The sequence below is a fragment of the Shewanella sp. Scap07 genome, from assembly GCF_013394145.1.
Lineage (GTDB): Bacteria > Pseudomonadota > Gammaproteobacteria > Enterobacterales > Shewanellaceae > Shewanella > Shewanella waksmanii.
Genome location: NZ_CP041329.1, coordinates 2,688,994 through 2,707,311, shown reverse-complemented (window position 1 = coordinate 2,707,311; position 18,318 = coordinate 2,688,994). Strand labels below are relative to the sequence as shown.

The following is an 18,318-nucleotide window of genomic DNA, read 5'->3' as shown; positions in this document are numbered from 1 at the left end:
TATTGAACCATCGTTTAGCTTGTTTTGGAGACAAAAAAGGTTGCCTATTGGCAACCTTTTTTATGGTCGAGGACATCAAGCCAAAACTCGCTTAAACACGATTGCCCGTGACATTTACATAGAGCTTAAGCTTTTGACCTGGTTGCAGATATTTTTGCTTGTCTAAACTATTCCAACGAACCAAATCACCCACGCGCACTTTGAATTTTGAAGCGATACGGGCCAATGAATCGCCTGAACGCACAGTGTAATTTACGGTGCGGGTTACGCCCTGACCATTACCGGAAGTCTGCGTCCAAATTACCATGTTTTGCCCGACTCTGAGTGGATCGCTAGGTGCCATATTATTCCAGCTAGCCAGTTGGCTTACCTTAATCTTATGTTGCTTAGCGATTTTCCAAAGTGAATCACCCGATTTGACTTGATAATCAAGTTTAACACCTTTGCGTTGACGGTTTTGGTGCTGATCTAAGCGTTGTTCTGCGCTGAGGTTATAGTCACTTAAATCCTGCGCCGCGACTGGAATTAACAGGTGGCGACCGGCGATAATTGTATTACCATTAATATCGTTAACCGCTTTCAACGCAGAGGGGGTCGTGTGAAATTTACGTGCGATAACACCTAAGCTATCACCTGATTGAATTTGGTAACGTTGCCATTTAAGGCGAGACTTAGCATCGGTTTTAGCCAACTCAAGCTTAAAGCTTTCTGCCTTATCGATGGGCAAAACCAAATTGTGCGGACCATCAGGCGCAGTCGCCCAGCGGTTGTAGCCCGGGTTAATTTTATGTAGTTCATCTGTGGTCATACCGGCAAACTCAGCGGCTAATGCTAAGTCTATTTGACTACCAATATCGATTACTTCAAGTTGTGGTTCATTGGCGATTGGGGTTAATTCGATACCATATTTGTCTGCATTGGCAACCACATCAGCTAATGCCAGCAGTTGCGGCACATAGCGGCGAGTTTCGGTGGGTAAACGCAAAGACCAAAAATCGTGGGATTTACCATTACGTTTGTTATTACGTACGGCATTGTTAACCCGGCCTTCGCCAGTATTGTATGCCGCGATGGCATATAACCAATTCTCACCGGTGCGGTCATATAAATATTCCATCATATCCATGGCGGCTACTGTAGCGGCGGGTACATCACGGCGACCGTCATACCACCAATTCATCTCTAAGCCGAAGTGCCTTGCCATAGGAGAAGTGAACTGCCAAAGACCAGACGCAGCACCATGTGAGTATGCGAACGGATCAAAGGCACTTTCGACAATCGGCAAAAGTGCCAATTCAATTGGCAGATTGCGTTTCTCTACTTCCTCAACAATCAGATACATGAATGGCGTAGCGCGTTGTGAAACGCGAGCAAGATGCTGTGGGTTCTTGATGTACCAATCGCGGTATTGATTAACTAGCTTTTGATCGGGGACTGGCATGCTCAACCCTAGACGGATGCGTTGCCAAACATCAGTAACCGCAATGGGTTGTTCTATTTCCACCTCTGGAAGCGGTTTAGGTGGGGCAATTGTTACCGGTGCTTGTGGTTCTTGTGGTAAATCGGGTGAAGTTTGACAACCACTTAGCAGCAGGATTCCTCCTGTGATAACCAAGATAGGTAAGCGCATCTAAAAATTTCCTCAATATTGTCCCTCTCTATTCGCTGATAGATAGCGTAGGGGACTTACTTTAGCCGAGCATTGTAAAGCATTTCTTAAGCGCTGTCCTTCCATTGGCGCAATAACGCAAATGCGTGCACAGGATCCGCGATATGAGTTTGAAAATGTGTTGAGAGTGCGGACTGGATCGCCTCTTTGTCTACGCGCAGGAAAGGATTGATGCTTAGCTGAGTCGTAAGTTTAGTGGGCAAAGTTGGCTGATTTTGCTGGCGTTGCAGTTGGCAAGTCTGCAGATAATCACTCAGTGCCACGTTGTTGGGGTCGACTTGAGTCGCAAAGGCTAGGTTACTCAAGGTATATTCGTGAGCGGGATAAAATAGCGTATCATCATCTAACGCTGCTAATTTACTCAGTGAGGCATGCATTTGCTCAGCAGTCCCCTCAAACAAACGTCCGCACCCTGCATTAAATAAGGTATCTCCACAAAATACATGCTGACCAATTTTATAGGCGATGTGGCCTAAGGTGTGTCCTGGCAAGTGAATGATGTCCACGTCAAGATTGTTATCTAAGCTTATCTGCTTATCGGCATTGCTAATGGTATGGGTTAATCCAGCAATATTTTCCATCTTAGGGCCATATACTGGCATCGGTGTTTCGCTCCTGGCTTGTAATGTCTTAATCCCGCCAGTGTGATCCTGATGATGATGCGTGATCAAAATACCCGCTAAGGTTAACTGGTGCTGGTGTAAGTAGTTCGCCACGGTGGAACCGCAGCCAGGGTCAACCACATAATTGCGCCCTGTAGCCGTATGTTGTAACAGCCAAATATAGTTGTCGTTGAAAGCGGGGATTGGAGTGACTTGTAGCATATGGTGCCTTTATTTTAGCCATTAAGCTGATAATGCTCAGTTTACTGAGCAAAGCAGTTGCTTGTATAGGCTTTTAGATATTTAATGATTAAACTGCACGGGCAACGACAATCATAAACATAGGGGGCAGGGTTGACTTCAAGCGATACTCATCCGGCTATCTGTTGGCAAGATTTACCCAATGGTATTGTGATTCAAGAAGCGATTGAAGAGCGCTTAGCACCTTGGTGGCCAAAGGTATTTGGCTATCATATGTTAAGCCTTGGTCCATTAAGTCAGCAGCTTGACAAGCCTCAGCTGCCAATCGGCAAGGAATTTTCATTAGCCCCTAAATCCTTGGTGTCTGTGGTGGGTGATTACCATCACCTGCCGGTACAATCGAGTAGTATTGATGCCATTGTCAGCAGCTTCCTATTAGAGTTTGATAATGATCCTTATCAATTGCTACGGGAATCCGATCGGGTATTAATTGCAGGCGGCTATCTGTTTATTGTCGGTTTTAATCCGCTAAGCCCCGTATTTACTGGCAAGTTACTGCCGTCTTATCAAACTAAAGTACCTTGGTGTGGTCATTTTTTCCGTCCATCTAGGGTGAAAGATTGGCTCGGACTTCTCGGTTACCAAGTGTTAGCCGATGAACGTTTGCTCTATCATCATTTAATGAGCGATATTGTTGTCGACAGCATTTGGCAACATGCTTTACAGGCATGGTTACCCAGTAGTGGCTCGGTCTACATCATTGTTGCCCGCAAGATGGAAAGCCCATTAACCCCCATCCATGAAAAACAGAAAGTACGCCAGCCCAATTGGGCGACAGCGCCAAGTGCTGGCCGAAACAGTCATGCAAAATTAGATAACTGATCGTAACTATGCGTATAACCTTAAAGCAATTAGCTATTTTTGAAGCAATAGCCCGTACTGGGCAAGTGGCAAAAGCCGCTCAGCAGGTGAGCTTATCAGCGCCAGCCACTTCAATGGCATTGGCAGAATTAGAAAAGCAATTGGACGCGCGGTTATTTGAACGCATTGGCAACAAGTTGCGACTGAATGCCCAAGGAAGTTTGTTGTTGCCATTAGCCACCGAAGCTATTCAGAAAGTTGATCAGATTGAGCATCTATTTAGTGCACCCAATCAAAGCTTACATGGCACCTTAAATGTGGCGGCGAGCTCAACGATAGGCAATTTTTTGTTAGCCAAAAGCTCAGTCGCATTTTGTCAGCAACATGTTGGGGTAAAAGTTGATTTAAATATTGATAACACCCAAGCCGTGATTGACTCAGTATTAGAATTTGGCAGTGAAATTGGCTTTATTGAAGGTGATTGCGTCGACAGCCGCTTGAATGTGCACCCTTGGCACCAAGATAATTTACTGGTTTTCTGTCATCCTGCTCACCCTTTGGCTGGTAAAACCGTCGCCCCTGCAGACCTTAACGATCAATATTGGGTGATGCGAGAGTCGGGTTCGGGTACCCGAGAGTATTTTATTCGCAATGCCAATGCCTTAGGCATGCGCTTGCAAGAGCGGTTTAGTTTTTCGACGCCTGAGGCGATTAAACAAGCGGTTAAACAAGGGGCTGGCTTAGCAGTACTCTCAGAGCTTACGGTGCAAAAAGAGATAAGCCGCAAAGAGCTGTCACTCATTGAAGTTGAGGGGTTAGCGCTCAGCCGCCAGTTTTATCAAATCCGCCACAAAAGTCGCCACTGCAGTGCATTGTCTGATGCTTTTGTTGAGTTTTGCCAACGCGCGAACCAGCGTAATGAGGCTAATTAGATTGGATTTGCTGTAAATATCCTTCGTCGGCTGTGTCGGGTTTAGCCTCAGCTGCTTGTCGGGCTAGCGTGTCACAGCGTTCATTTTCTGTATGGCCTGAATGACCCTTAACCCAACGCCAATCAATCGTGTGGCTTTCAATAGCCTTGTCTAGTCGTTTCCATAAATCGACATTTTTTACCGGTTGTTTTGTTGAGGTTATCCAGTTTTTCTTTTTCCAGCCATGGATCCATTGGGTAATACCTTGGCGCATATATTGGCTATCACTGGTGAGGGTGATCTGACAGGGCTCATACAGGGCTTCTAAGGCGATTATCGGCGCCAGTAGCTCCATTCTGTTGTTGGTGGTGAGCGCAAATCCGGCGGCAATTTCCTTGGTGTGCTGCTTGTATTTCATCACCACGCCGTAGCCACCTGGACCGGGGTTGCCAAGGCAGGAGCCATCAGTATAGATAGAGAGTTGTTTCAGTCCGCTCATCAAGTTGTTACCATAGTCAGATACAAGCAATACTGTTTATTCTCACTCAATAGCATAATGAACTCATGAATTTAATCTCAAATGCAAAACGACAGGTTATTTTAGATACAGAAACCACGGGTATGAACCAAGGCGCAGGACCGGTTTTCCTGGGTCACCGAATTATTGAAATTGGTTGTGTTGAGGTGATAAACCGCAAGCTTACGGGCAGGCATTATCATGAATACATTAATCCTCTGCAGTTAATTGACGAAGAAGCGATTGAAGTTCACGGTATCACCAACGAATTTGTCGCTAGCAAGCCAAAGTTTAGTGAAATAGCGCAATCGTTTATTGAGTTCATTGACGGCGCTGAAATTGTGGCACATAACGCATCGTTCGATGTGAGCTTTATGGATCATGAGTTCTCGCTACTTAATCCTCAAGGTCCTAAAACCGATAGTATTTGTCAGATCCTCGATTCGTTAGATATTGCCAAGTTCTTACATCCTGGGCAAAAGAATAACCTTGATGCCTTGTGTAAGCGTTATGGTATTGATAACTCCCGTCGCGACCTTCACGGCGCATTACTCGATGCTGAGATTTTAGCCGACGTTTATCTGGTTATGACCGGGGGACAAACCAAGTTTGACCTTAGCAGTGAAAAGCCTGGGCAAGAGGCTGGCGGCATTCAACGTTTAGATCCAAACCGTAGCGCCCTTAAAGTGATCGCTGCATCTGCCGATGAACTATTAAAGCACGAAGAAAGATTAGATTTAGTTGCTAAATCAGGGCAGTGCATCTGGCGAGGATAAGCATTAATTTATGAAGAGATGGATAACGAGCATTGCATTCATTAGCGCGCTGTTGTGGCAGCCTGTCTTAGCGCAAAATGTGGTGCCGTCGCATCAGGCGAGTGAATTAAAAAACCGTTTTCGTATCGATCATATGGTCGACAGTGTCACGTTATTTATCCAACGCCAATATGGCAGTGCGCCTGTGGTTATCGTGTTGCCTGATGGCAGTAAGTGGTATGCCAACCGCCATCCAGAAGACGTACAGTGGGTAGATGGTATGACAGGTGATATTGTTACTATCAATAACCCCATGCCCGGACCTTGGCAACTGCTTGGTCGTGTTGTCGAAGGCTCTGAGATTCAAAAAGTGTCTGATCTCAGCATCAACGTCGAGGCCATTCCGCAGCCACTGTATCAAGGCGAGCGGGTTAAATTAACTGCGCAGCTAATGGCCGATGAGCAACGTATGCGCATGCCTGGGCTAGACTATTTAGTTGATTGGACAGCAAAATTTGTCAGTCAGCATCTACCTGGTGAAGAGAACTTTGCTGCCGGTACGATTGTGGTTGGCAGTTACAATGACAATGGCGAAAAGCTTGATGAAGCGCCGGATGATGGCATTTTTACCGGTGATATCAATCTCAATCAGCCATGGGGTCATTACACGTTAGAGGTTAAGGCAACTAACAATCTATTTGAAAGGGTAGCCAAACAAGAGTTTGAACTGAAACCCATGCCAATCGAAATTGATGTTATTGAACCTGAAGACCCGCTTACGGGCCGCTGGGCGTTAGCCCTAAAAATTGATGACAGCCAATTACAGTTACAAGATACTTTTTTTGAGTTTGACTTGGTGGGCCCCGCAGGCTTGCAGTTGACACTTGACCATCGAGATATTGAAATCGCTGATAGTCAGTTTTTATTGCCACAGGTATCGGCTTTTGGCAGTTATCGGATTAAGAGCATTGCAGCAAGCACCACCAGCAGTGGGCGTGAGATTTACCTTAAACTCCCCGAACAGTTCTTCAATTTAGTTAGACCGCCCGATCCGCCGCCAACGGAAGAAGAGTTAGCAGCCATTGCCGCGATAAAAGCAGCGGCAGAGGAGAAAAAGGCCAAAGATGACGCGCTATTTTGGATTATCACCATCAATACTCTGTTAGTCATACTGGGTACGATAATCTTGCTAATTTGGCGTAAGCGTCAAAATCTGAAAGAAGCGTTAGCGGTAACCGCTGCGCGGCTTGAGCAAGAGCGAGCCAAAGAGATTGGTCCGGCGCTTGATGAAATTGACCTGACTATGCCAGAAGATTTACCGGAAGAAAGTGGCAAAAAGCCGAGCTAAAGGCGAGATTTGATGATTTTTTAGCTGATTGAACAAAATCATGAAAAAAGTTATTGACGACCACCAGCGGCCTACGTATTATTCACCGCAACTTGATGTGGAGCGGTAGTTCAGTTGGTTAGAATACCGGCCTGTCACGCCGGGGGTCGCGGGTTCGAGTCCCGTCCGCTCCGCCACTCAAGTCAATAAATTTAGTTAGTTGATTAAGACGTTAATCGAGTAACAAAAGTTTAGGAGCGGTAGTTCAGTTGGTTAGAATACCGGCCTGTCACGCCGGGGGTCGCGGGTTCGAGTCCCGTCCGCTCCGCCAAACATTGAAGCCCTAGCATTAATGCTAGGGCTTTTTTGTTGCCGTTATTTCTGTCATGGCTATTTTTCTAAGTATGACTCAGCATAGCGCTAACGCTATGCTTTCATTAGTGATTATTACCTAATTTTTTACCGCCCCCCCCCTTAAGCTGCCCATTGCTGTATTCACTCAGGTAGCTAAGCATTTTTACTTGAATCTCCGTGTTTCATGCTAATCGCGACATCGCCAGTCATTTTTGTCAGCTTTTGTCAAAGCGGCTGTAATGGCTGGTTTGCGTGTTCTGCTGATTAATTGCCGTTATTGCATGCGGGCGAGGGTGGAGTTTGCACGGTGGGAGCACTTGCCAATCTAGTGGCCAATTTTACTTACCCGGTTTGTGATAAATCAGCTAAAGTTTATCTAGCACAAGGTGTTATACCAATCAGTATAAACATTTAGTTACTCGCCATTCTGGCGCGCTTTTGGCTACCTATTTCAGTGCTGAATAGCTTTATAAGGGAACAACCATTATTGCTGCTATTCGCCTTGAACTCGTTTGCCAAAAATCACGCTGAGTAGATAAAACTTTTATATGGATTGGTATTGTTGCACTTTGGGCGTATTTTTTAAAACAGCACAAAGCAATATAGGGATATGAAGCTATGGTCGAACATTTGTCGGCAATGTTGGGTTTGTTGGGGGTGTTATCACTGCTCTGCCAATGGTTAGGGTGGAAGTTACGTTTACCCGCCATTTTGCCGCTACTGTTATGTGGTTTAATCCTAGGGCCGATGTTGGGCTTTCTTAACCCTGATGCCATATTTGGCGATCTGCTGTTTCCTATCATCTCTCTTGGGGTGGCCATTATCCTGTTTGAAGGGGCGTTAACCCTTAACTTTAAAGAGATACAAGAACACGGTCGTATGGTCATTAATTTGGTGACCTTTGGCACATTAATCACCTGGGCGATTATCAGCGCGGCTACCCATTGGATAATTGGCTTTAACTGGGAGCTATCGTTACTGTTTGGCTCCTTGGTGGTAGTAACCGGACCAACCGTTATCGTACCTATGTTACGCAGTATTCGCCCTAATGCGCGTATCGCTAATATTTTGCGCTGGGAAGGCATAGTGATTGACCCTATTGGCGCATTGCTTGCGGTATTAGTGTTTGAGTACATTGCAGTGGCAGCTGATCCTACTCAACATGTGCTACATGCGCTGGGCTATATGCTGGGAGCCGGTTTAGGGTTAGGGGCCTTAGCGGGATATTTAGTTGGGCAAATATTGCGCCGTGAATTATTACCCCACTATTTAAAAAATACCGCTGTTTTGACCATCATGCTGGGTGTTTTTGTTGGCTCAAATATTATTCAAGAAGAGTCGGGTTTGTTAACCGTGACCGTCATGGGAATTTGGCTTGCCAACATGAAAGGCGTGTTTGTTGATGACATTATTGAATTTAAAGAAACGCTTACGGTATTGCTTATCTCTGCATTGTTCATTCTACTGGCGGCAAGGTTAAATTCAGACGCGCTATTTAGCTTAGGTTGGGAAGGGTTGCTGTTATTGGCTGTGGTGATGTTTGTTGCTCGACCTGTAAGCGTTTGGCTATGCAGCCTTGGCAGCAACATTGCCAACCCAGATCGCTGGTTTTTAAGCTGGCTGGCACCGCGAGGTATTGTGGCTGCAGCAGTATCATCACTATTTGCTATTAAGCTTGAGCGGTTAGGTACCCCTAATGCCGAGCTCATTGTGCCGCTAGTGTTTTTAATTATTATCGGCACAGTGGTGAGTCAAAGCCTCACTGCCGGCGCATGGGCGAGGTTTTTGGGCGTCGCTTCAGTTTCACCTCAGGGTTTTTTGATTTTTGGTGGCTCTAAGTTTGCTAGAGAAATCGCTAAGGTACTGATGAAACGTCAAATCAATGTCATTATTTCAGATAATAACTGGGATAATATTCGTCTCGCCAGAATGGATAATATCCCTGTGTATTTTGGTAATCCTACCTCTGAGCATGCGCAAAATCACATGGATATGACGGGGATTGGTCGGTTACTGGTGTTGTCGCCGTATCGACAGTTTAATCCGTTGGTTTCGTATCATTATCAAGACTACTTCGGAAAAAATCGGGTATATGGGCTTAATAACAATGATGTCAGTAGCGCCCGGCACCAGCTATCAGAAGATTACCTGAAACGCTTGTGTTTGTTTGGTGACAATGTCTCTTACGCGCGCTTAGCAACCACTATGGCTAAGGGTGGGGTGATAAAGGTGACCAATATTACCGATAACTTTAGTTTGGCAGATTTGAAGCAGCGCTATGGTGAGGGCGCATTGCCGTTAATGTACCTTCAAGGCAAAAAAGTGCATGTGATAACCGACCAAACCCAAGAGGTGCCTGCTGGTATTGAGCTGATATTCTTACTTACGGCAGAGGCGGTGACAAATGGTCAAGCACCATCAGCAGAAGAATCTGGCGACCAAAGCGTAGCGATAAAATAATTTATCAGGTTAAATTTGGGGTATAAGCGCTTCTGATAAAAGCAATTTGAGCGATTGATAAAATTCAGTAGAGACAAAAAAAGGAGGCTGATGCCTCCTTTTTTATATTAAAGCCAAAGTGGCTGGGTAGATATTATGCTGCTTGATGCTGAGAGTCGCTGCTGGTGACTTCAGGACGAAGGGCTTCAGGTGCAAAGTCGTCAACATTGATAGACTTCATACGACCGATTTCAGCGCGTTTTAGTAGCTCAATTTCTTCTTGGCTGAGTACGCCCAATGCGTCACCTTGTTCGGCAACCTTATCTAACCACATAAAGGGTAGACGTTTGCCGGCGGCTTTACAGACTTTGTCGTGTAATGGTTCACAGGCCAAAATGTCTTTAAAGGTTTCTTCTTGAATCCCCACAGCATTGTTAGCACATGCCGTTAAGAATTGTCCTTTACCTAGGCGGTCACGGCTGGCACAAGGTGTTTGCATGATCTTAGCCACTTTGTGGTCTAGTACATCACTAGGACGCTTGATAGGGCGACCAAATGGGAACATGATCACTCGTAGCACTTTGCCTAGTCCAAGTGGGAAGTTGTTAAGCAGGTCATCAAGAGAGTCTTGTAGTTTGTACAAGGCATCTTCGACTGCCCATTGAACTAAGACTAAGTCTTCAGTTTGACGGCCTTCATCTTGGTAGCGTTTTAGCGTTGCTGAAGCTAAGTACAGTTGGCTAAGCAGATCGCCCAAACGTGCCGAGATACGCTCTTTACGTTTTAGTCCACCCCCTAAGGTTGCCATCGCCAGATCCGATAGTAGCGCCAAGTTAGCACTGAAACGATTCATATGTTGGTAGTAACGCTTAGTTTTATCGTTGTACGGACTATTTGATAGACGCGCAGAGGTTAAACCTAACCAAAAGCTCTTAACCAAGTTGCTGATAGTAAATCCAATATGGCCAAATAACGCCGCATCAAAATCATTGAGCGCTTTGCGCTGATCAGGATCGAATGCCGACTCCATTTCAGCCAGTACGTATGGGTGACAACGAATAGCGCCTTGACCATAAATGATCATTGAACGGGTAAGAATGTTGGCACCTTCAACCGTAATCGCAATCGGGGCGGCTTGATAACCTCGGCCTAAATAGTTGTTTTCGCCCAGACATACGCCTTTACCACCGTGGATATCCATGGCATCGATAACGCATTTTTGCATTCTGTCAGTGAGGTGGTACTTCACAATCGCCGAGATAACCGAAGGCTTTTCACCTAGGTCGATACCTGTGGTGGTTAGGGTGTTAACGGCTTGCATGAGGTAAGCATTACCCCCGATGCGTGCCATTGGCTCTTCAATCCCTTCCAACTTACCAATAGGCAGTTTGAATTGGCGACGGATGCGTGAGTACGCACCTGTTGCTAGTGCTGCGGTTTTAATGCCGCCAGCAGAGTTTGAAGGTAAGGTAATACCGCGGCCTACTGATAGGCACTCCACTAGCATGCGCCAGCCTTGACCAGCCATTTCAGGGCCACCAATAATGAAGCTCAGTGGTACAAATACTTCGTTACCGCGTGTTGGACCATTTTGGAACATGCAGTTAAGCGGGAAGTGACGACGACCAGTTTCAACACCCTCTAAATCGGTTGGGATTAGGGCGCAAGTAATACCTAAATCTTCGGTGTCGCCAAGTAACTTGTCAGGGTCTTGCAGTTTAAAGGCAAGGCCAAGTACGGTTGCGACAGGGGCAAGGGTAATATAACGCTTGTTCCAGGTTAGCTTCATACCAAGGACTTCTTCACCTTGCCACTGACCTTTACACACAACACCAAAATCTGGAATCGCACCGGCATCACTGCCAGCTTCTGGGCTGGTGAGTGCAAAACAAGGAACCTCTAGCCCTTTGGCAAGGCGAGGTAGGTAATGATCTTGCTGGGCTGGGGTACCATAGTGTTGTAATAGTTCGCCTGGGCCTAATGAGTTTGGTACACCAACAGTTGATGCCAACTCACTGCTCAAACCGGCCAATTTTTGTAGCACTTGAGATTGGGCATAGGCCGAAAATTCTAAACCGCCGTATTTCTTTTTGATGATCATGGCAAAGAAACCATGATCTTTTAAATATTGCCAAACTTCTTCGGGTAGATCGGCTAGTTCATGGGAAACCTCGTGTTGGTTAACCATTTTACACACTTCTTCTACTGGGCCGTCGAGAAACGCTTGTTCTTCTGCGCTAAGGCGCGCTTGTGGATAGTTATGTAGCTTTTTCCAGTTTGGATTGCCGGCAAAAAGATCCGCTTCCCACCAAGTGGTACCCGCTTCAATAGCTTCTTTTTCTGTTGAAGACATTTCCGGCATGATGCCTTTGTACATTTTCAACAATGGGCGGGTGATAAAGTTCTTACGAATATTGCTAAGGTTTAACGGGATCGCCAATGCTAAAAATACCAGCCACAATAACGGTGATAAGGTATTGGTAAACGTGCCTGCAGCCAGTACCAAGGCGGTAATGATGCTTGATGTAAGTAAAGATACCCTTAGATAGGCGAGCGCACCTAACGTAAAGATAATGACAAATGTCCAAAGTAGGGTAGTCACGTTAATTCTCCTTTAATTGCAACCTTCACAGTACAAGCCATAAGACGCTTTTTTTGTTGACCCGTATCACGATTATAGTATGTGGTCTGACCTGTGTCGCATAAAATCTAACCCTATGACGGTTTTTATACAAGTCTTTTTTCAAACAAATGTTTAAATAATTTCTGTTGCTGCTTGTTCCACTCCCTAGGTCAACTAGGTAGAATAGCCCTATAAATAAAGGGTTAATTGTGAGGTGTTGTTTTATATGTGTGAACTGCTAGCCATGAGCGCCAATGTGCCAACCGACATCGTGTTTAGTTTTACCGGTTTGGCTGAACGCGGTGGCGTCACCGGTCCCCATGTTGATGGTTGGGGTATTACCTTTTATGAAGGCAAGGGCAGCCGCACCTTTAAAGACGCCCGTCCAAGCAGTGAGTCACATGTTGCCAGCTTAATTAAGTCGTACCCAATAAAGAGTGAAGTCGTGGTTAGCCATATCCGCCAAGCTAATCGTGGTGGCGTTTGTTTGGAAAACACTCACCCGTTTACCCGAGAGTTGTGGGGTAAGTACTGGACCTACGCGCATAATGGTCAGCTGAGTGACTATCAACAAAAATTTCACGTATCACGCTATCAACCCGTTGGCGACACCGACAGTGAATTAGCCTTTTGCTGGATTTTACAAAAGGTCGTTGACCATTTTGGCGATGAAGAGCCTGAAGATTTAACTGTGGTTTATCGCTTTATTGCCACCTTAGCGGATGAAATCCGTGCGCATGGGGTGTTCAATATGATTTTAACCGACGGCGACAACCTCATGAGTTACTGCAGCAACAACTTGTGTTACATCACGCGTCGGGCGCCGTTTGGTAAAGCTAAGCTCATTGATACCGACGTGGTGATCGACTTTGATAAAGAGACCACCCCAAACGATATTGTTACCGTTATTGCAACACGGCCGTTAACCGATAACGAAGACTGGCATATTTTAGCCCCAGGCGACTGGAAGCTGTTTCACAAAGGCGAGCGAGTGATCGACCATTTTGCCACTAACGTTGCGGCTGACACAGCTTCTCAAGAATAAGGCTTTTTATGGTTTCATAGCGTTTCGGTAACTGACGATAGCGCTGTGAAATCAGATATAACGGCTCAGTAACGGCGCGCTTTGTTTGGTGTACGTGTAACTTATCGTTTAACGGAAAATAAGCCACCGCGCTGTAGGGCAACACAGTAAAGCCGATACCGTGGGCAATGGGCAGCAATATTTGGCTTAATTGATTAATGTAACTGGCTGGGCGGATCTGATTAATCTGTATTTGATCCCAACCTGGCTCGTCACATTGGGCAAGATACAAAGACAAGTAGTGCACCGCATCTGGGTGTTTAACCATCCCTAAATCTAATAAGGTCTGGGCATTGATGGTTTGCGACTCGTAAGCCTTAGGTAAAACCAAGCACAAAGGCTCTTCACCAATCACTTGGCTATTAAACAAATGACTATTAGGCAGGTGAGTCACCACGCCTAAGTCGATACGACCTTGTTGTACATCATGCAAAATTCTGTCATTGGGTGACACTTCAATATGAAATGACAGATCTGGGTACTGTTGTTGCAGCTCAATTAGCTTAGGGTAGGCACTCATGGCTAAAGAGCCTGAGCAGCTTAATGAACATAAGCCCGCATAGGCATCATCAAAACCTAAACTTTCTAACAGTTGCTTTTGATTATCTGCCACTTGCTGAGCATATTGGTAAACCAAGCGACCTTGTTCAGTCAGGTGAAACTGCTTATTACTGCGCTTTATTAGATCGTAGCCGGTAGCTTGCTCTAGCTTTTTCACGTGTTGGCTAACACCAGGCTGTGTCATAAACAGCGCTTCAGCTGTTTTAGTGAAATGACCGATGTCGACTAAGGTTTTAAAGGTATGTAACCAGGCAGGATTCATTGGCAGTGGCTGAGTAGTTATCGATTACTGTTGATAATAACGAAAATTTATCTTTATTGGTATTTGTAATAAATTACAAGCAAACATAGGCTTGTTGTCATTGTTGACCCTACTGTGATTGACATTCCATCAAAGCGTTAGCTAAGCAAAGCGGCTGCTAGCAAAAGTGGTGGCTGTTTCTCTGGCAATGGCGATTATTCGACTGCGGGTTTTATCGATTTCTGCATGCAGCGGGTAAAACAAAACCATCTCTTGCCTTAGATTAACTATGGTCTCCTTGATGTGTATTTTTCGCAGTTTTCCGGCCTCGACAAACTCTTGGGCATTCGCCGTGCTTAACAAGGTCCAGCCTTTTTTCTGAATTTTATGTAGCAACATGTCGTTGTTTGAGACCAGATGTTTGCGATTGCTAATATTGGCATAGCGCATTTCATTGAGTACCGAGTTTTCGGTGAGCAAAAAGTCCTCGGTAGTTAGCTCATTAAGATCAATTCCTTGTTGAGAGATCCCTGAGTTTACTGACGTATAGGGCGCATATTGATAGGTGCCTAAGTTGACGATGCCAACTTTTGTGTTGGGGAAGATTTTTCCTATCGTCGGCATGATAGAGAATAACGCATCACCGGATTCGATATCTTTTAAACTGGCTGCGCGGTCTCTTTGTAACCAGTTTATTGAGATGTCAGGAAACTCACGTTCGATCGCATCATCGATATCAGATAATAGGCACAAAGGAATCAGATCATCGTGGTGCAACACGATGGACGTGATGGCAGTGGAGAAAGTGGACAAGGCAACATTATAAAACTCTTTTGACTGGCGAGTTAAATTGTCAGCCCTGGGATAGAGATGTATGCCGCTTTTAGTGGGCAGCACGGCTTTGCCTTGAGTTTCAAATAGCTCAAACCCCAAGGTATCTTCTAGTGCTTTTACTCTTTCACGAACCGTCGCTCTTGTTTTACTAGTTGCTCTAGCAGCTTTACTGTAGCTATTAAGCTCGTAAACCGCTTTAAAACAAGACAGTTGCTCCAAAGTGACCATCGATTACTCTCAATTTTATGTACGTATAATCCATACATTATGTATTCGTGTGTATCTGTTTTCAAATCTATTATGGGGCCAAGTTGATAGCCCGGCCCTGTTTGTCATCAAGCGATTCTAGTCAAGCGACTTTTATGAAGCACCTTGTACATAAGCGCCTTTAATGAACAGGCCTAAGCAGCGACGCAGCAGTGGCTCAGTGTAGATGGCAATTAACCGAGACAATCAACATCAAATGACCAGATTTACGCTTTTATATGGTTTTTACATCAAGGGAAACTCTCACCGTTAGTGGTGGGGTTTAGGTTTTCCTTAAACAGAATGCAAAGTCAGTAAGGATTCAAATATGAAATTAACATCGCTCGCCATTATTATCTCACTATCAACATGCGCAGTACTTTCAGCATCAGCAAATGGCAATGACAATGCGAAAGCCATGTACTCAACCTCAACGGCTGCAAAAGATCAGGTGACACTTTCTAATTGGGCAGATGCAGATTTCAATCATTGGTCATTTCAGAACATGGGGATCCACCCAACATTAATGGTGCCTCGCGATGGTAACGTATCAGTGCTACCTGAAAATCTAGATCCCAAGATTGCTACACTGAACTTTGAATATGCAGGTCAAAGTTTCTCGGTTAAACAAGCCATGATAAATGACCGAACTGATGGTTACGTGATTATTAAAGACGGTCAAATCGTTCACGAAGAGTACTTTGGTACATTTGGGCCTAAAGATCACCACATGTGGGCTTCAAGCACTAAATCACTCGTTGGTCAGGCGGTGGGTTTGCTGGTAGAGCAGGGCAAGATAGACCCCAATAAAACCGTTGAAAGCTATATCGAAGAACTAAAGGGCTCACATTTTGGTCAGCAGACGGTAAGAACCGTGATCAACATGACAAGCGCATTAGACTACAGTGAAGATTACGCCAATATTGAGCCAGGTACGATGCACTTTGAATACTTTCGCCGCTTAGGGTTGGTCCCAGCCTATGATCTAATGAAGCTTGATCCCACTAAGGATGATACTCCAAGAGGCCTATTGGCATTTGCCCCCGAGTTTAAGCAAAACTCAGACCTCGCAGTCAATCACAAATATGTATATCATTCGCCCAATGTAGATGTGGCCGGCTGGTTAGTCGCGCGGGTGTCAGGGCAGCCATTACAACAATTTATTGCCGAAAACATCTGGTACAAACTGGGGGTTGAGCACGATGCCACCTTTATGACAGATATGACATATACACCAGTGGCCACTGGTGGTTTTGCATCTACCTTGAGAGACTTTGCTAGAGTAGGTATCGCGATGGCTAACCACGGCAGCTACAATGGTCAGCAAGTATTTTCAAAAGCTTGGATAGACGACACTTTTAAGCTAACGGAAGAAGAGCGAGCCCATATGCAGCGTAGCATTTACAAGGATAAAGATTCAGGTGTTTATGATGAATGGCTAGAGGGATACAAAAACTATTTGTGGGTGCACGATAGTGACAAAAGAATCGCGACATTCCGCGGTGTGTTTGGCCAACACCTTTATATTAACCAAGAGCAGAATCTGGTTATCGCCACGTTTTCATCTGCAGAATCAGCATCAAATGCCGCACGGACAACCAATAAACCGCGCTTAGCGGCATTTGAGGCAATCGCTAACCATTACGAGCAACAACGCGCTCAAGCTAGCCAAAATAAGTAACAAGCTGCAGCTATTAATAAGTCAGAATTAGTGATAATAACTTGCCTACTTTTACAGTAGGCAAGTTGCTATTAAAGAGAGCAATTTTTTAACTAATAGGCGCCCGCTGCGTAGTGCAGCTCATAACTATGGCTGTAAATTTCTAAAATATTGCCAAAGGGGTCTTCCATGTAAATCATGCGATAGGGCTTTTCACCAGGGTAATAATAACGCGGTTGCTTCATACGTTTTTTACCTCCCGCAGCGACGATTTTTTCCGCTAAACCCTCAACATCTGGGTCTTGCACGCAAAAGTGAAAAATACCTGTTTTCCAATATTCGAAATTGTCTTCAGGGTTTTGCTGATTTTTAAATTCAAATATCTCTACACCAATGCGATCGCCTGTTGATAAGTGGGTGATGCGAAAACGCTCCCAACCCGCGCCAAATACATCAGTGCACATTTCACCAATCGCTGAGTCATCTTCAACGATCTCGGTGGGCTGCATTATCAGGTACCAACCTAACACTTCAGTATAAAACTTTACCGCGGCTTCAAGATTGGGCACTGAAATGCCAATGTGACTAAACGAGCGCGGGTAGGTGTGATTAGTATTGGGAGGGGTGAGCATAGTTAAAACTCCTTGTCATTGCGGAACCCTAGCCTAGAAACCCTAGCCTAGGAACCATTATCGAGAAACCGATAGTTCCTTTTGTAGAATCATTGAGTATAGGTGGGTTTTTACTTGTTGGTGCGGTAGTGCTCATTTGAATCTAGTGCCGCTAAGGAAAGCCAAATGTTCGGTAAGCTTTATGGGGTTCTATGTTGCTAGTGTCTGATAGCCATGCTCTGGGCTGTGAACTCGGGGCACTTTTGAGTGAATTAACGTTTCAAATTGACAAGTATCTAAATGACGCCTAGCTCGAGGGCAGGAATCATAATGACGGCCAGCTTGCTGACCGAACAAACTAGATCACTATTATGAACATAGTCCACAGCAACGGTAATACGTTGAAGCTCTTCGTCAAGTTGAACATTAGAGACTAACCTAGGTGCTTTTAAACCTAGCTCTTTTGGGTATAAAAGAATATCGCTCATGACGGTAGTTAAAGGCGAGATTATATTGAGGAGCTTATCTTAAAAGTTACGTCTTCCACCCCCTCGGCGAAGAGCCGCTTTTATACAGTAGTATCGGTTTTGGTACGGTTAATCGGTTGATTTTGAGTTATGAATTCACGGTTTGCTATTGAGTAGAAAGATAAAGACGTAAATTCAGCTAGATGAAAGTGTGCAATCTTGAATTACTGAGATAATAGGCAAGCAAAGTGTGCATGCGCGTTTTTTCAGATGGTATATTTAACGAAATGCTGATAAGTTCATTGTATACAGATAGTTAACTGTGCGCGTTTCCACTGGTCCAACGAGGTAAACG

General features: G+C 45.0%; 14 protein-coding genes, 2 tRNA genes and 1 pseudogene. 9 read left to right on the top strand and 8 right to left on the bottom strand.

The annotated features are described in order from the left end of the window. Positions 1-91: 91 nt before the first annotated feature. Both FLM48_RS11900 and gloB read right to left on the bottom strand, forming a co-directional pair. A complete protein-coding gene (locus FLM48_RS11900; protein ID WP_179024780.1) occupies positions 92-1,630 on the bottom strand; it encodes a LysM peptidoglycan-binding domain-containing protein in 1,539 nt (512 codons plus the stop codon). Between the two features lie 86 nt (positions 1,631-1,716). Next, entirely contained in the window at positions 1,717-2,493 is a 777-nt protein-coding gene (gene gloB, locus FLM48_RS11895) for a hydroxyacylglutathione hydrolase (protein WP_179024779.1), read from the bottom strand. A 132-nt stretch (positions 2,494-2,625) separates the two neighbouring features. Here gloB and FLM48_RS11890 point away from each other — a divergent pair, with 132 nt between their 5' ends. Both FLM48_RS11890 and FLM48_RS11885 read left to right on the top strand, forming a co-directional pair. Further along, a complete protein-coding gene (locus FLM48_RS11890) occupies positions 2,626-3,354 on the top strand; it encodes a class I SAM-dependent methyltransferase (RefSeq protein ID WP_051484507.1) in 729 nt (242 codons plus the stop codon). Positions 3,355-3,362: 8 nt separating this feature from the next. Then, a complete protein-coding gene (locus FLM48_RS11885; RefSeq protein ID WP_179024778.1) occupies positions 3,363-4,265 on the top strand; it encodes a LysR substrate-binding domain-containing protein in 903 nt (300 codons plus the stop codon). Here the strand turns inward: FLM48_RS11885 and rnhA are convergent. Continuing rightward, positions 4,258-4,743: a ribonuclease HI gene (rnhA, locus tag FLM48_RS11880; RefSeq protein WP_179024777.1), complete on the bottom strand. Its 486-nt coding sequence runs from the start codon at positions 4,741-4,743 to the stop codon at positions 4,258-4,260. The genes FLM48_RS11885 and rnhA overlap by 8 nt on opposite strands. 65 nt (positions 4,744-4,808) lie before the next feature. Here rnhA and dnaQ point away from each other — a divergent pair, with 65 nt between their 5' ends. From dnaQ to FLM48_RS11855, 5 genes are all read left to right on the top strand, one after another. Next, a complete protein-coding gene (gene dnaQ / locus FLM48_RS11875; RefSeq protein ID WP_179024776.1) occupies positions 4,809-5,537 on the top strand; it encodes a DNA polymerase III subunit epsilon in 729 nt (242 codons plus the stop codon). Positions 5,538-5,547: 10 nt separating this feature from the next. Further along, positions 5,548-6,864, top strand: coding sequence for a TIGR03503 family protein (locus tag FLM48_RS11870; RefSeq protein WP_179024775.1), 1,317 nt, complete (start codon positions 5,548-5,550; stop codon positions 6,862-6,864). A gap of 99 nt (positions 6,865-6,963) precedes the next feature. Further along, positions 6,964-7,040, top strand: a tRNA-Asp gene (locus tag FLM48_RS11865). Positions 7,041-7,097: 57 nt separating this feature from the next. Beyond that, positions 7,098-7,174 (top strand) — tRNA-Asp (locus FLM48_RS11860). A gap of 641 nt (positions 7,175-7,815) precedes the next feature. Further along, positions 7,816-9,657, top strand: a complete 1,842-nt coding sequence (locus tag FLM48_RS11855; RefSeq protein WP_179024774.1) for a sodium:proton antiporter — start codon at positions 7,816-7,818, stop codon at positions 9,655-9,657. Between the two features lie 133 nt (positions 9,658-9,790). On the opposite strand, the gene fadE is transcribed toward FLM48_RS11855, so the two are convergent. Further along, positions 9,791-12,238, bottom strand: coding sequence for an acyl-CoA dehydrogenase FadE (fadE, locus tag FLM48_RS11850; RefSeq protein WP_028772691.1), 2,448 nt, complete (start codon positions 12,236-12,238; stop codon positions 9,791-9,793). Between the two features lie 247 nt (positions 12,239-12,485). On the opposite strand from fadE, the gene FLM48_RS11845 reads away from it, so the two are divergent. Next, positions 12,486-13,304: a class II glutamine amidotransferase gene (locus tag FLM48_RS11845; protein WP_179024773.1), complete on the top strand. Its 819-nt coding sequence runs from the start codon at positions 12,486-12,488 to the stop codon at positions 13,302-13,304. Here FLM48_RS11845 and FLM48_RS11840 read toward each other — a convergent pair. Both FLM48_RS11840 and FLM48_RS11835 read right to left on the bottom strand, forming a co-directional pair. Next, the gene (locus tag FLM48_RS11840; protein ID WP_037470750.1) at positions 13,270-14,166 is read right to left on the bottom strand and encodes a LysR family transcriptional regulator; all 897 of its coding nucleotides are present in this window, start codon (positions 14,164-14,166) and stop codon (positions 13,270-13,272) included. The genes FLM48_RS11845 and FLM48_RS11840 overlap by 35 nt on opposite strands. Before the next feature lie 141 nt (positions 14,167-14,307). Beyond that, positions 14,308-15,207: a LysR family transcriptional regulator gene (locus FLM48_RS11835; protein WP_179024772.1), complete on the bottom strand. Its 900-nt coding sequence runs from the start codon at positions 15,205-15,207 to the stop codon at positions 14,308-14,310. 346 nt (positions 15,208-15,553) lie between these two features. Between FLM48_RS11835 and FLM48_RS11830 the strand changes: the two genes are divergently transcribed. Next, a complete protein-coding gene (locus FLM48_RS11830) occupies positions 15,554-16,906 on the top strand; it encodes a serine hydrolase (protein WP_179024771.1) in 1,353 nt (450 codons plus the stop codon). A gap of 92 nt (positions 16,907-16,998) precedes the next feature. Here FLM48_RS11830 and FLM48_RS11825 read toward each other — a convergent pair whose 3' ends face one another. Both FLM48_RS11825 and FLM48_RS11820 read right to left on the bottom strand, forming a co-directional pair. After that, positions 16,999-17,517: a lactoylglutathione lyase family protein gene (locus tag FLM48_RS11825; RefSeq protein WP_179024770.1), complete on the bottom strand. Its 519-nt coding sequence runs from the start codon at positions 17,515-17,517 to the stop codon at positions 16,999-17,001. Positions 17,518-17,715: 198 nt separating this feature from the next. Continuing rightward, positions 17,716-17,984 (bottom strand): annotated as a pseudogene (locus FLM48_RS11820) (ISL3 family transposase); the annotation flags it as partial. Positions 17,985-18,318 lie beyond the last annotated feature (334 nt).